Source organism: Congregibacter sp., from assembly GCF_047617445.1.
Taxonomy (GTDB): Bacteria; Pseudomonadota; Gammaproteobacteria; order Pseudomonadales; family Halieaceae; genus Congregibacter.
In genome coordinates, this window is record NZ_JBLGBE010000015.1 from 39,085 (window position 1) to 52,345 (window position 13,261).

Sequence of the window (13,261 nt, forward strand, 5' to 3'; positions counted from 1 at the left end):
TGAGTCGCATGAGCGACCGATATATCCATGTAAAGCGGGGTGTTTTTGAGAGCATTCCCCTATTCATCCCCGCGCTGCCCTTTGCCCTCGTTTTTGGTGTGGTGGTAGGAGAGTCGGGTATTGCACCCTGGCTGGGTTGGAGTTCTTCGCCGCTGATATTTGGTGGCGCTGCGCAGATCACGATCATCAGCTTGTTGGGGGAGGGAGCTTCCATCGCCGCAGCGGTCACTGCAGCATTGATCGTTGGCGCACGCCATTTGTTGTACTCCGTCAGTATCGCACCGCGTTTTAAGGGACAGCCGCGGTGGTTTCGTTGGCTGGGCCCTTATGTATTGACTGATCAAACCTATGCCCTGGCGATGGTCCGCCAAGATGAAGATCCAGCAGCTTTTCGCGCTTACTTTTTGAGCGCAGGTTTTACGTTTTGGGGGCTGTGGATGTTGTGTACTGCCGGAGGACTGTTTGTGGGGCCGCTGGTGTCCCCACAATGGAATATCGCTTTCGCGGCGCCAGTGCTGTTTACCGCGTTGTTGGTGACGGCGATTGATCGTTGGGAAAAGATTGCTGTAGCGCTGCTGTCGGGAGTGTTCACCGTGATGCTCACCGATTTACCGAACCGTTCTGGTCTTTTAGCCGGAGCGGTAATCGGAGTGTTGCTGGGTTTGTTTCTGGAAAACAGGCGAAAAAGCGCATGAGCGAGTTTTTAGCGATCGTGCTGGCAGGCCTTGGTACCTACCTGAGTCGGGCGATATTTATCGTCGTACTCGCCGATCGAAGTTTTCCGCCCTTGGCGTTGCGGGCTCTGGAGTACGTTGCGCCGGCGGTTATGGGCGCGCTGATCGTGTCGATGTTGACCACAGCCGAGGGCGAGGTAGTGATTGGGGCACCCGAGGTAACGGGGCTGACTTGTGCGGCGCTGGTGGCCTGGAAGACCCGCAATCATATTTATACGTTGTTGACGGGAATGACGGTCTTCTGGTGCGTCGCTGCGATTGTTGTCTAGCCCGGCTTAGAGCTGCGGTACTAGCGGCTAAGCACCGTTAGCACTTCGATATGTGGAGTTTGTGGAAAGAGATCCAGTGGCTGCACCTCGCGCAGTTGAAATTTGTGGTCTATAGCTACCTGCAGGTCTCGGACGAGCGTTGCGAGATTGCAGGATATATAGATGATCGTGCTCAATTCGGGCGCTAGAGACAGGTAGTCCTGGATATTTTTTAGGCCTTCGCGCGGAGGGTCTAACAGCAGAAGCTTCGCAGTGGACAGCGGCGATTCGAGTTCGGAGGCGCTGCCGGTCCGGCCTAGGTCACTACAAAGTCCAGTAACGCCCGCTAATGATCGCTTCTGAAGAGCTTCGATGGCCGGGTGGTAGCTGTCCACGGCACAGACAGGTTTACAGCCAGCGGCGACCAGGACATCGGTGAAGTTCCCTGATCCGGCGAACAGTTCTACGACTGGCGAAGGCGTCTGCAATTGCAGGATCCGGTCTTGCAACCAATCACGCATACGCTGATTTTGCGCGCTATTGCCCTGGCGAAAGGGCCGGCGTTCATTAACAGTAACCTTGTCCGCGTCAATGTCGTCATCGATGTCCAAAGTCGTCCACTGTTTTGCGCGACCGGGCTTCCAGGATGGATCGGGTAGCTGGGCACGTAACTCGCTCAGGGTTTGACGATTCTTTGCGTTCAGAACCAGGCAATCACTAACCTCCACGAGGTCTCGGGAGCTTCCGGCGACATAGCCTAAACGCTTGCCATCCGATTTCAATTGCGCCCGGTTACGGTAGCCAAGCTCTTCCGGAGCGGCCCAGATGGCGGATAGTTCGAGTGCGGTATTCAGAGGCTGGAGCACTCGAAGCAACTGCTGTTGCTTGCTTTGTAGTTGTTCCTGGTAATCCATAAACAGCCAGGGGCAGCCGCCGCAGCTGTCACTGGTGAAGCCGTGATGGGGGCAGGGCGGGGTTCGACGCTGCTCAGATTCCTCGGTCAAAGAAACCACTCGAGCAAAGCCCATGCGGCCCTTCAGACTGGTGACTTCAAACAGACCGGATTCGCCACGCCAGGCCCCGGGCACAAAAAAGACGCGTCCACTAGGATGCGCGACCACGGCCTGCCCATCGCTACTGAGGTCACGCACCTCGCCCTCGAAGCGATGACCGGGCCTGAGTCCGGTATCGTGTTTCTTAGGTCCCTTAGGTATCTTGCGTAATGGTCGCTTAAACAATGACATTCTCCCTAGCACGCAAATTTAACACGCGATCAGTAATCATGACGCGCGATGCCAGGTGGCGGCGATAGCGGCTTAGGCTGATGTTGCTGAGGTGAGCGATAATCCGCCGCTCTCCCGTCGAATGCGCACACCGAGGCCCATGATCACTGCCAGCAGTATCGGCGCAAACACAATCACAAGGCCGAGCAAAGTCACCCGTATGCCCTGGGTATCCAGAGACCAGCCCAATAAGGGGCCGGTCACGATAAACAAGCTACGCACGGCCAAACTCACCAGCGAGTTGACGGTGGCGCGAAAATCTCCGGGGATTCGTCGATTCAAGGCATCATAAAACAAGGTAAGACTCATGCCGCGGCTCAGCTGGATAGAAAATCCAAACATCACACCTACCCATCCTCCCGCGTAAGCCATACCCATCAAGCCGATGAGCGGTAGGATTGCCGTTATTATCAACAGCCGTCGCCATCCCAGCTTGCTCTCGATGTAACTGGCATAACGTGCTCCCACGCTCACCGTAAGGGCAAACAGCGCCCATATGTACCCAAAGTGCTCAATCGGGATGCCCTGCATTTCCCAATACTTTTGATAAACCCAAAAGGCATACATGGCCAGAAGCCCAAAGGTCGCGATCGCAAAAGCAGTCCACAGCACCACCGGCTTACCTCGCAGGAGCATTTCTAGAATTGCTGCGGTATTTGCGCTGTGACTTTGTGTGAGCGTGGGTCGTGGCGACTCCATGAGCAAGAAACCCAGTATTAACGGTATGAAGCCGCAGAAGGCCTGCGCCGCAATCAACACTTGCATGTCGCCAATCAGCAACAGTAGCGCCGCGCCAATACCGGCTAGTCCGGAGGCAGCTGCTTCGATAGAGATTAGTCGGCTAAGTGCCTTGCTTGCGCCTGGCCCAGCTTCCTCAGTGCCTTCAAGCTGCTTCTGTGAGTCATAGAGCAACGCGAGGTCTGCGCCGGAGATAAGGCTGACACCTATACCCAACAGCACTTCGTAAATCAGGAAGTCGCCAAAGCCATCCGCAAAAATCAGCCACAAGAAACCACAGCCATTGATGCCAGAACCGATGATGATTACGCGGCGTCGGCCCCAGATGTCCGCGATATAGCCCGAGGGAACCTCGCAGCAAGCAATTGTGAGCGCGTATAGCGCTTGGGTCTGCAATATCTGCGTCATGGACAAGCCGTGCGCCTGCACCAGCGGCACAAAAATAGGCACGATCAGCACGAAGCTATGAAAGAAGCCCATGAGATAGATGACGTTTGCGTTGACTCTTAATGACCGTTGCACGGTACTCACCCTTTTTGCTACCGGGAACTCGGGCAGGGAGAGTCTTATTTCGGGTCTTAAACGAAAAAGGCCTCCGAGCCCTAAGTTCTCGGAGGCCTTTTTAAAACAGCGTTTAATTACGCGTTTAGCTTCCTCGAACCACTTATTGCGTGGCGCATGCAAACCCCTACGGTCGTCTGCGTTTTGCGCAGAACCACAGGTACCGCCCCAAAGTCAGGGGTATGCGTGCAGCAAGTGTGTGAATGAAGCTTATTCATTGGTCCACAGATCCGGACGTATTTTTACAGCCGCGCATCATCCTCTACCTCGCGGCCACTACGCAATCAGTAAATGTCTGCTTGTGACTTTTTCACCACGAACGGAGGCAACATAGATATCGTGACGTAATTCTTTGTCAGGCAGGCCAGAGGCTTCCCAAAAGGATAGTCAGGCCTACGGTCCAAGGACGACCGAGGCCTGACTATCCAGGACTAGAACGAGTAAGAGCCCGTAAGTCCGTAGGAGCGTGGCGGTAGCATGGAGCCTACGCGCAGGGAGTTGTAGAGTGGAGCGGTGATGATGTTGTTAGAGATAACTTCTTCGTCACTCAGGTTGCGACCCCAGAGGCTCAGCATCAACCGTCCATCGGGACCAAAACTGTAGTCCGCATTGGCATTGATGAGCCCGTAGCCCTCTTGAAAGGCGTCACTACGATTCCACTCGGTAAAGTACACATCATCCTGGTAGTAGCCTTCGCCGCGAACTCGCAAATTGCCGTCGCCAAGAGCCGTTTGATAGGTGACACCGAGTTTGAATGTGTATTCCGGCGCGTTCGGGAGCGTGTTTCCACTCAGGTCCGTTGGGGTGAAGCCGTTGGCATAGTCGCCGTTGATGAACTCTTTATATTCGGCGCTCAGATAGGTCGCAAACAGATCGACGGTGAGTGTTTCGGTCATAGCATAGGTCAGCTCAAGCTCTGCGCCGTAGTTTTCGGCCTCTGCTGCGTTGACGGTGCTGACGGTGCTGGTTTCGTCCACAAAAGATATTTGTACGTTCTGGTAGTCATAGAAGAACGCGGCGAGGGAATAGTTCAGCCGGCCGTCACTGCTGCTGCCTTTGTAGCCGAGTTCAAAGGCATCCACGGTCTCGGGATCGAGAGGGGGGCTGAGGCTACCAGTGTTGATCACGCCGGATTTAAAGGCCTGATTATAGGTCGCATACATCAAGGTATCGTCGTTGGGTCGATACTCTAAGGTGACGCGCGGAGTAATGTCATCCCAGTCAGCTTTTGCATCAGTAGGTACGTTTATTCCCGCGGCATCAAAGATGAATGCGCCGGTCCCTTCCCGCTCTTCGTAGTTGTAGCGAGCACCGGCAATCACTGTGAATTGCTCGCTTAGGGGAACCGTGACCTCCACAAATGCCGCGTAGGCCGTGATGTCCACATTGCCATCTTGCAAGTATTTGCCGCTGTTCAGAAAATCTCCGATGGGGGTTCCACAGGTGGCTGGCGCAGCGAAGAAGCAAAAGTTTGTGAGAGGTACAAACACTTCACCAAATAGCTCCTCTTCAAAATACATCGCTCCTGCAAGAATGCTGTAGTTGTTGCGCTCTACGTTGAACGTAAATTCCTGCCCGAAGGAGTCACTCTCTTCTGTGTAGTTATTCTGACCGAACAGATCCACTTCGGTGGAATCCAGGTCGTCACGAAGGAAGCGCTCCATATTCTGTGCTGAGGTGGTTGAGCGTAGCGATACGTTCTCGGAAAATTCAAAGTTAAGGATCATGTTCGCCATGAAGCCTTCTCGGGTATTGATGGCTTCCTGATCGGAGTAGATGTCATACGGTGAGCCACCCACATCGAATATGGTGCTTCCCCCTAAGGCTGTTACTGCCGGCGGTAGGCCGCCCGCTGTGCCTGCAGAAGGTCCGAAGTAGTGGAAGGCATAGTTGTTGTCGTCTTCTTCATAGTACTGATAGGACAGCGTTGCATCCCAGTTAGCGTCTGGGTTGTAGCTCAGCGTCGCTCGATAGGCTTCCGCATCCCGATCATCGACGTCATTGCCGGTAAACAGGTTGGTTCCGTAACCATCACGACGCTCTATCTTGGTGGCGAGGCGTAAGGCAAGAGAGTCGGTGATAGGGAGGTCAACAGCACCCTCAAGCGTTCCCATGCTGTAATTGCCGGCGGTGAGGTTGATGTAACCACCTAGCTCATCTCCGGGTTTAGCGGTAACAGCATTAATGGCCCCAGCGGTTGCACCTCGTCCGTAGAGTGTGCCCTGGGGGCCACGGAGAACTTCGAGCTGCTCGAGGTCGAACATTCCGACCAGTTGGGCAGCGGGGCGCGGAATAATGGCGCCATCTTGAAGTATTGATACCGCACCTTCACCGCCGATATCGATACTGGTCATGCCAATACCGCGCATAAATATTCGGGCAAAACCAAATTGGTCACCGATCGACATGTTAGGTACTTCGGTATACATGTCCCGAACGGTTTGCACGCCACCCGGCCCGATAGCATCGGCCCCAATTACGTTAGCCGCAACGGATAGGTCCGAGAGGCTGGCGTTTCGTTTAGTTGCCGTTACCACCACCTCTTCGAGTGCGTTTTGCGCGACGGCCAGACCTGGTGTTAGTACTGCGGCCGTGACGGCAGCGGCTAATATTTTCGACGGTATGCTTTGCATGATATTTCCCTGCCCTGTTATTAAATTATGGTTTTGCATGGGTGAATTCTGCAGTTTTCTCGTGTGTTGTCTTTTAGTTAGTTGCCCAGTGTCTCCCGTTTTACTTTGATCCCTGCTTTTTCTCGGTCCCAGGTATCGTTTGTGATGGCCTCCGCGCGGAGTAGGTGTTTTAAGACCTTCGCCGATGGGGTTTTTGGTAGTTCGTCCATGATTCGGATGTATCGCGGTACCATAAAATAGGCCATGCGTTCGATCAGGAACTGCGTCAGCTCCGCCGGATCAATACTCCGCCCTTCGACGGCGGCTACGCAGATCATGACATCGTCTTCACTGAGTGCGCTGGGTACGCCATAGGCTGCGGCTTCGCGGACTTCAGGGTAGGCGACCACCTCTGCTTCAACTTCGAAGGAGGAGATATTCTCACCCCGACGACGGATGGCGTCTTTGCGACGGTCAACAAAGTAGTAATAGCCTTCGTCGTCTTGACGGAAACAGTCGCCCGTATGAAACCAGCCATTGCGCCACGCTTCAGATGTTGCTGCCGGGTTTTTGTAATAGCCCGAGTTCATGCCCCAGGGCCGGTCGGTTCGAACCAACATTTCGCCAACGTTTCCTATGGCTACTTCGCAGTCGTTTTCGTCCACGAGACGCACGTCAACGCCCTCGCGCTTTTTGCCGCAGGTCCCGCGGCTGGTGGGGTTGGGGTCAGAGACAATCGGTGACGAAATTTCAGTCATGTTAAAGATCGTGTAAATATCCATCCCAAAGCGCGTATGCAGGTCGCCTGCTGCTTCAGTCATGGGCACCATGAATGCGAGCCTCAGGCTATGGTTCTGATCATCCGGAGATGGCGGTTGTTTGAGCAAAAAGGTCGCCATCACTCCCAGCAGGAATGCAGCGCTGGTTTTTGTTTCGCGTACAAAGGGCCAAAAGCGCTCGGTGTCAAAAGTCTCCATTACCGCTATGGACCCACCGCGCGCCAGCATTACCGAAATGATGCCCATGCCCCCGATGTGAAATAGCGGCATATTGATAAGAAAGCGATCCTCACCATTTACAAAGTGCCAGGTCTCTGGTCCCGCATTAGTGAACAAATGGAGGTACGAAGACAGCACGCCCTTGGAAGGGCCCGTAGTGCCCGACGTGTAGATTATCGATTGATTGTTCCAAGGTTCGATGGGGTGTTGCAGTGCCGGGAGTTCGTTGCTTTGGTCGACGAGCTGTTCGAAGGCTTCACAGGGTAAGGGCGAGCTTTGTACGTCGCCGCCCACAGCGATAACGGCGCTAAGGTCTGCGGTATTGACATCTGCCAGCCGCGGAACCAGATCGCGATGGGAAACGAGTAGTTTTGCATCGGAGTTGTGGAGTACATGCTCTAAAAGCCCGCCTTTGTAAGCGGTGTTAAAGGGTACGAAAACGGCACCAAGATAATTGATGGCAAAGAAGGTGAGAATGCCTTCTCGACCACCAAACAGCCAAACGGCAACGTGGTCACCCTGACACACACCACGCTTTGCCAGCCCAGCGGCCACGCTGATCACCTCATCGCGTAGCTCTTTGTAGGTCCAGGTGTCACCATCTTCAAAGATGGCGTATACGGTGTCGGGGATTTCCTTGGCCCACTTGTCGATGAGGTAACGTATAACGCAGTCTTCTCGCGCTGGCACTCGTGGGTCCTGATGAACTGCACTCACAAAGCTCTCCTCTATTGATTGGTACCTGTTATTGGGGTTCCCAGGGTCTTTTTGGAGGTGGCCTGGCCTTCTTTTCGTAATTCAAGGTCAAGGGTCTCGATACGAATCGGCGAGCAGACGATTCTGGCAACGTTTTGTATGAGCGTTGCCAAAACTTCGGTCTCTGACCAGTGTCCGCCCGGGGTATACCAAAGCGCTACCCAGCTCATCATGCCGCCAATAGTCGTGGCGGTGAGGCCAGCGTTGTCGACGGTGAATTCGCCGGCATTGATGCCCTCTAGCAGTAAGGCGGCAATACGATGATCAAAGAGTGAGCGTAGTTCGCGGATTTCTCTCGCTGACGCCTCATCGAGGTTTTTCTCTTCGCGAAGGTAAACCACGATATTTTCTTCGTTATCAAGAATCAGTCGCGTGACGTTGTCGACAATGAGCTTTAGCCGGTCCCAAGGTGATCCGGGAGACGCCAGGCAATTGTCCAGCGCTTCCAATGACAAGCTGATGCCTAGATTGGATATGTCGAACAGGATCTCGCCTTTGTTCTTGTAGTAACTATAAATAAAGGGTTTGGTGACTTTCAGACGTTCGGCGATGGCATCGATCGTGGCGCTTTCATAGCCTTGCTGAAAAAAGAGATGCGCAGCTTCCTCGCGAATTCGCCGGCGTTTAAAAGTGGCGAGCTCGCTCTTGAGCCCGCCCCCCGCGGATTGTTTGTCGGCCAGTGAGGGTTCTGCTGTCACCGCGTGTTTTATCCGGCGGCCATTTTTAGTACCGGCAATACATCTTCGGCTTTTTCTACGGTTCGTGGATTGGTGCGTGCCCAGAAGTCATGCATGGTGTTTTCAGCAACCAGCGCATGGTCGGCCTCGGTGACCCCTACAGCCGCCAGCGAGCGTGGCATGCCCAGGCTCGTGATGAACTCATCGACGATTACTGAGGCAGCCTCGTCCGGGCGGCCAAAGGCCCGGCTAATACGCTTTTGACGATCGCCGTTGACGGATGCATTAAAGGCCAGTACCGCGGGTGCCATGACGCAGGAGCAATATCCGTGAGGCACATCAAAACTGCCGCCCAGTACATGCCCGACAGCGTGACTGAGGCCCATTTGGACGCCGCCAACAATAGGGATCATGGACTGCCAGGCGCCGACCTGACACTTGAGTCGTGCTTCCAGGTCGCTAGGATCAGCTTTAACGCGGGACAGGCCTTCGCTTAATAATTCCAGCGCGCTGGCCGCCATGCCGTCAGCAAAATGATTGGATTGCAGTGAGCCCAGTGCTTCCAGGGCGTGATCAACGGAGCGAACGCCGGTAGATAACCATAGCCACTCGGGTGTGTGCACAGTGAGTGCGGGATCGAGAATCACCGTGACGGGGGCCATGAGACGTGTTTCGTAAGCCTGCTTAAGCTTCACTTTCTCGTCGGTGGCGCCGCTCAAGGGGTTGAATTCTCCGCCGGACAGGGTCGTAGGGCAGATGATGGCGCGCACATCCGGGCCGTCAAATACCGGCTTGATGACTTCGCCTTCATCATTGACGTAAACCCGAAAGTTATCCATCTCATCGTGCTCGCGGATATTGTGCTTGAGGCAGATAGTGACTATTTTTCCGGCATCTGTGACGGATCCACCACCGACGGTAACGACCAGGTCGGCATTGGCATCCCTGGCAATAGCCGCCGCTTCCAGCACGGCAGCGCGCGGAGCATGGGCAGGCATACCGTGATAGGTCGCTACGACTTTGCTTCCCAAAGCCTTGCGGATCTGGTCGATCTCATCGGTTTGTGCATTAAGGCTCGAGCTTACGAGCAGGAACACCCTTTGGGCTCCCATTCGATCGGCTTCCTGGGCGATAGCGACGGAAGCACGCTCGCCCATATACACCTTTTCTGTGGCCGTCAGATCAAAAACTGAGGGAGACACCATTGCTGGATCCTTATATTTATTTATGTCAGCTTGCGCGGTTACATAGCTAGAGTAATATTTTCTTATTGACAGTCAAGCAAATCTTTACTCAGTATACAGGGGTTCATTGGAGTTAGTATCTTCGGCGGGGTGTTCCCATCGAATAATCCAACAATCAGGGCGTCTTATGCAGCAACCACCCGATGATTCTGGCGACTGGGTCAGTGCCTCCGGCATCCCCCTAAAAAGCTATTACATGGCAGAGGACATTCCCGCGGCGCACCAAAAAGTCCTCGATGCGGCGCCAGGCGAAGCGCCATTCCATCGCGGCAGCTACCCCACGGGATATCGCACCAAGCCTTGGCGTATTTTTCAGCTCAGTGGTTTCGGCAAGCCCGAGGACGAAAACGCACGTATTCAGTTTCTGCTGGAGCAGGGTGAAACCGGTTTCATCATGGAGCATGACCGCAACACTGGGGATCATCTGTACAACGTTGATCACCCCGAGGTTATGGCTCGCCGCGAGGATGTAGGTTTGACCGGCGCGGTGATGCAAAGTGTGCGGGATATTGATATCTGCATGAAGGACCTTCCCATTGAAACCAGCTACGGGCATGCCGGCGGCGCGGTGGTTCAGCACGCGCCTTTCGCCCTTGCGGGCTACTGGACAGTGGCCAAGCAACGGGGCTTTGATTTGTCTCGACTTCCCGGTACGGGTCAAAGCGACTTCTTTTTGACCTACCTCGGTTGCGTTACCAAACAGCAAATTCCCACGGATGCGGGGTTACGGTTTAACGCCGATATTATGGAGTTCTGCGATCAACATCTGCCTCGGTGGGTGCCCGTATCAATTGCAGGCTACAACGGTGCCGATAGCGGTTTGAATGCCCCGCAGGAGCTAGGGGCCTTGTTTGCCAATGCTGTGGAGTATCTCGATGAGATTAATCGGCGGGGTACGATGCCTATCGCCCGTGCGGCCCGTGCCTGCGGTGGTGTGAGTTTTCGTATGTCCATGGATATTTTTGAGGAGGCGAGTAAGTTGCGAGCGGCACGTCTTATGTGGACACAGCTGCTCAGAGAGCGCTATGACGTACACGACCCCAAAGTCAGCAACTTACGCATCCACTGCGTAACAGCGGGCTCTCGCATGACTTACCAGCAGCCTATTAACAATATCGTCAGAGGTACCTTAATGGGCCTGGCAGCGGCACTTGGCGGTGTGCAGTCGTTGGGGGTGAGTGGCTATGACGAGGCGCTTTCTATTCCGTCTGAGCATGCCCATCAAATGTCTGTGCGCATTCAGCAGGTATTGCAGGAAGAGACGAATATTGCCGCGGTTACGGATCCTTTGGGTGGTTCCTACTACGTCGAAACCCTGACGGCACAACTGATTGAACGGGCTTGGGTGTTCTTTGAAGAGATTCAGGAGCAAGGTGGATTCTTGGCGGTACTGGATAGTGGCTGGATACATCAGAAAGCTGCGGAAAATCAGCATAAAGAGTTCATGGCGCAATCCGATGGCACCCAGAAAATCATCGGTGTGACGCATCATACAGATGATATCTCTCCCTACGAGATAGACGGCTTTATGGGGGTCGATGATGCCTTCGACGTAGCGCTTGCGCGCCTCGAAGAAGTCAAACGCACTCGCCATGAAAAAGCGGCAGGGAATGCTATGCGAGAACTTGAGACGGTGCTTCGATCGGATAGCAATATTATGCCGGCAATGATGAATGCGCTGGAGTCCGAAGTCACTCTGGGCGAAGTCGGTGATATATACCGAGACGCGTTTGGCGACTGGGCAACCCCCATACAGACCTAAGGACAATAAGAATGGCTGACACTGGTAAACGTATTCTCATGGCCAAAACGGGTCTTGATGGACATTGGCGCGGCCCTACGATTGTGGCGACGGCACTTCGAGATGCTGGCTTTGAGGTCATTATGATCGGCATGGCCCGCTCGGATGAAGTGTTACAAGCCGCTATTGATGAAGATGTTGATTTGGTCGGCCTCAACATAGGCGGACACATTGACGTCGCACTTCGCGCGGTGGAGTCAGTGCAAAAAGAATGCAAAGGCATGCCGATTTTTTGTGGTGGTGTTGTTCCTCCTCACGCAAAACGTCGGCTTGAGGCGTTGGGTGTCGAGGTGTTTCCGCCGGGCTCGCAATTACCTGACATCGTCGATTCAGCGCGTCGTCTCACCGGAATTGCCTGAGTCGTTTCTAGCGTGACGACGTCAATGGATACTCTCGTGAGCATGCTCGATCTAGCTCGAGCCGGCGATAGGCGTGCCTTAGCGCGTTTAATCAGTGCTGTTGAGCGCGGAGAGCGGCTCCCGGGTATTCCCCTGGGCGATGCAGATGACGGGAGCAGGCTTTGCATTGGCATTACCGGCGCCCCGGGTGCCGGGAAGTCGACCCTGGTGAGTGGGCTTACGAAGGAGTTACTCAAGACATCTCCCTCGGCGGCGGTGCTCGCCGTGGATCCTTCATCACCGATCAGTCGTGGTGCTTTGTTGGGGGACAGAGTGCGGATGCATCAGCACGCGACGCGTCCCGAAGTTTTTATCCGCTCCATGGCCACCCGTAGTCACCACGGAGGATTGGCCGGTGCTACACAGGCCGCACGGCGCCTACTGCAGTATTGTACCTGGCCTCTCGTGCTCATTGAGACCGTCGGTGTTGGACAGGTCGAACTCGATATTGTGAACACCGCAGATATCGCCGTGGTCGTACTCAACCCTGGCTGGGGTGATGAGATACAGGCCAATAAAGCTGGCTTAATGGAAGTCGCCGATATTTTTGTTATCAACAAAGCCGATCGACCCGGTCTTGAGTCGACGCGGCGGGACATTGACGCCGTGATCATGACTCGCCCGGAATCCCAGCGTCCACCGGTTATCGAAACGGTGGCTACGGAAGGAACCGGCATGGAGTCCCTTGCCGAGGCTATTGTTAGTGTTCATCAATCCTTGCGGGATTCCGGGGAGCTTGCACGTCGTCGATATGCGCAATTGGGTATGGAGCTTTCTCAGCAGTTGAGTCGTCGTTTTACTACGCACCTCCAGCGGTATGAGGGTTGCCCGGACTTTGCCGCTTCCGTCGCCGAGCTGGCCGCGGGTTCTCTAAACATTGAAGCTGTTATTGACGACATGTTGCCACAGGTGCTCAACTGCGAAAGCCTCACTCAGAATACGTCTGTTACCCACCGGGAGAGCAATACGGAATGAGCAGTAATCCTGTGTGTTTTGAGCGCGAAGACGCGTTACTCACCGTGACCCTCAGTCGCCCGGGCAATGGTAATGCTCTGGGCACGCAGGTGGTGGAGGCGCTGGTCGAATGCCTTGAGGAACTCGCTTACGACGAATCCGTGCGCGTGGTGCTTTTGCGGGCTGAAGGTAAGCACTTCTGTAGTGGACTGAATCTCAAAGATCCCAGCATGTCACCGACGCAGCAGACACCTGCT

At 54.5% G+C, this 13,261-nt stretch carries 12 protein-coding genes; 6 read left to right on the plus strand and 6 right to left on the minus strand.

Features of this window, described 5'->3' with window-relative positions; genetic code table 11:
• Positions 1–8: 8 nt before the first annotated feature.
• Positions 9–695: an AzlC family ABC transporter permease gene (locus tag ACI9KD_RS05730; RefSeq protein ID WP_414980199.1), complete on the plus strand. Its 687-nt coding sequence runs from the start codon at positions 9–11 to the stop codon at positions 693–695.
• The gene (locus ACI9KD_RS05735; RefSeq protein ID WP_414980200.1) at positions 692–1,003 is read left to right on the plus strand and encodes an AzlD domain-containing protein; all 312 of its coding nucleotides are present in this window, start codon (positions 692–694) and stop codon (positions 1,001–1,003) included. The genes ACI9KD_RS05730 and ACI9KD_RS05735 overlap by 4 nt, the downstream gene beginning before the upstream one ends.
• A 20-nt stretch (positions 1,004–1,023) precedes the next feature.
• On the opposite strand, the gene ACI9KD_RS05740 is transcribed toward ACI9KD_RS05735, so the two are convergent.
• The 6 genes from ACI9KD_RS05740 to ACI9KD_RS05765 all read right to left on the minus strand — a co-directional run bounded on the left by ACI9KD_RS05740 (position 1,024) and on the right by ACI9KD_RS05765 (position 9,812).
• Positions 1,024–2,220: a class I SAM-dependent RNA methyltransferase gene (locus tag ACI9KD_RS05740; RefSeq protein ID WP_414980201.1), complete on the minus strand. Its 1,197-nt coding sequence runs from the start codon at positions 2,218–2,220 to the stop codon at positions 1,024–1,026.
• Positions 2,221–2,298: 78 nt separating this feature from the next.
• Positions 2,299–3,525, minus strand: a complete 1,227-nt coding sequence (locus ACI9KD_RS05745; RefSeq protein WP_414980202.1) for an MFS transporter — start codon at positions 3,523–3,525, stop codon at positions 2,299–2,301.
• 470 nt (positions 3,526–3,995) lie between these two features.
• A complete protein-coding gene (locus ACI9KD_RS05750) occupies positions 3,996–6,197 on the minus strand; it encodes a TonB-dependent receptor (protein ID WP_414980203.1) in 2,202 nt (733 codons plus the stop codon).
• 77 nt (positions 6,198–6,274) lie between these two features.
• Entirely contained in the window at positions 6,275–7,891 is a 1,617-nt protein-coding gene (locus tag ACI9KD_RS05755; protein WP_414980204.1) for an AMP-binding protein, read from the minus strand.
• An 11-nt stretch (positions 7,892–7,902) separates the two neighbouring features.
• Entirely contained in the window at positions 7,903–8,628 is a 726-nt protein-coding gene (locus tag ACI9KD_RS05760) for a TetR/AcrR family transcriptional regulator (RefSeq protein ID WP_414980205.1), read from the minus strand.
• A gap of 8 nt (positions 8,629–8,636) precedes the next feature.
• Positions 8,637–9,812: an iron-containing alcohol dehydrogenase gene (locus ACI9KD_RS05765; protein ID WP_414980206.1), complete on the minus strand. Its 1,176-nt coding sequence runs from the start codon at positions 9,810–9,812 to the stop codon at positions 8,637–8,639.
• Positions 9,813–9,978: 166 nt separating this feature from the next.
• On the opposite strand from ACI9KD_RS05765, the gene ACI9KD_RS05770 reads away from it, so the two are divergent.
• The 4 genes from ACI9KD_RS05770 to ACI9KD_RS05785 all read left to right on the plus strand — a co-directional run.
• Complete coding sequence (locus ACI9KD_RS05770) at positions 9,979–11,613, plus strand: methylmalonyl-CoA mutase family protein (protein ID WP_414980207.1); 1,635 nt, start codon at positions 9,979–9,981, stop codon at positions 11,611–11,613.
• A gap of 11 nt (positions 11,614–11,624) precedes the next feature.
• Positions 11,625–12,011: a cobalamin B12-binding domain-containing protein gene (locus tag ACI9KD_RS05775; protein WP_414980208.1), complete on the plus strand. Its 387-nt coding sequence runs from the start codon at positions 11,625–11,627 to the stop codon at positions 12,009–12,011.
• 24 nt (positions 12,012–12,035) lie between these two features.
• Entirely contained in the window at positions 12,036–13,025 is a 990-nt protein-coding gene (gene meaB / locus ACI9KD_RS05780) for a methylmalonyl Co-A mutase-associated GTPase MeaB (RefSeq protein ID WP_414980209.1), read from the plus strand.
• A partial coding sequence (locus ACI9KD_RS05785) for an enoyl-CoA hydratase/isomerase family protein (protein WP_414980210.1) occupies positions 13,022–13,261 on the plus strand: 240 nt, incomplete at its 3' end. The genes meaB and ACI9KD_RS05785, both read left to right, overlap by 4 nt.

Excerpts from the sequence above, each read along its gene's own strand:
- meaB (WP_414980209.1), top strand. The coding sequence starts at position 12,036 with ATGGATACTCTCGTGAGCATGCTCGATCTAGCTCGAGCCGGCGATAGG.
- ACI9KD_RS05775 (WP_414980208.1), top strand. The coding sequence starts at position 11,625 with ATGGCTGACACTGGTAAACGTATTCTCATGGCCAAAACGGGTCTTGAT.
- ACI9KD_RS05770 (WP_414980207.1), top strand. The coding sequence starts at position 9,979 with ATGCAGCAACCACCCGATGATTCTGGCGACTGGGTCAGTGCCTCCGGC.
- ACI9KD_RS05750 (WP_414980203.1), bottom strand. The coding sequence starts at position 6,197 with ATGCAAAGCATACCGTCGAAAATATTAGCCGCTGCCGTCACGGCCGCA.
- ACI9KD_RS05735 (WP_414980200.1), top strand. The coding sequence starts at position 692 with ATGAGCGAGTTTTTAGCGATCGTGCTGGCAGGCCTTGGTACCTACCTG.
- ACI9KD_RS05730 (WP_414980199.1), top strand. The coding sequence starts at position 9 with ATGAGCGACCGATATATCCATGTAAAGCGGGGTGTTTTTGAGAGCATT.
- ACI9KD_RS05765 (WP_414980206.1), bottom strand. The coding sequence starts at position 9,812 with ATGGTGTCTCCCTCAGTTTTTGATCTGACGGCCACAGAAAAGGTGTAT.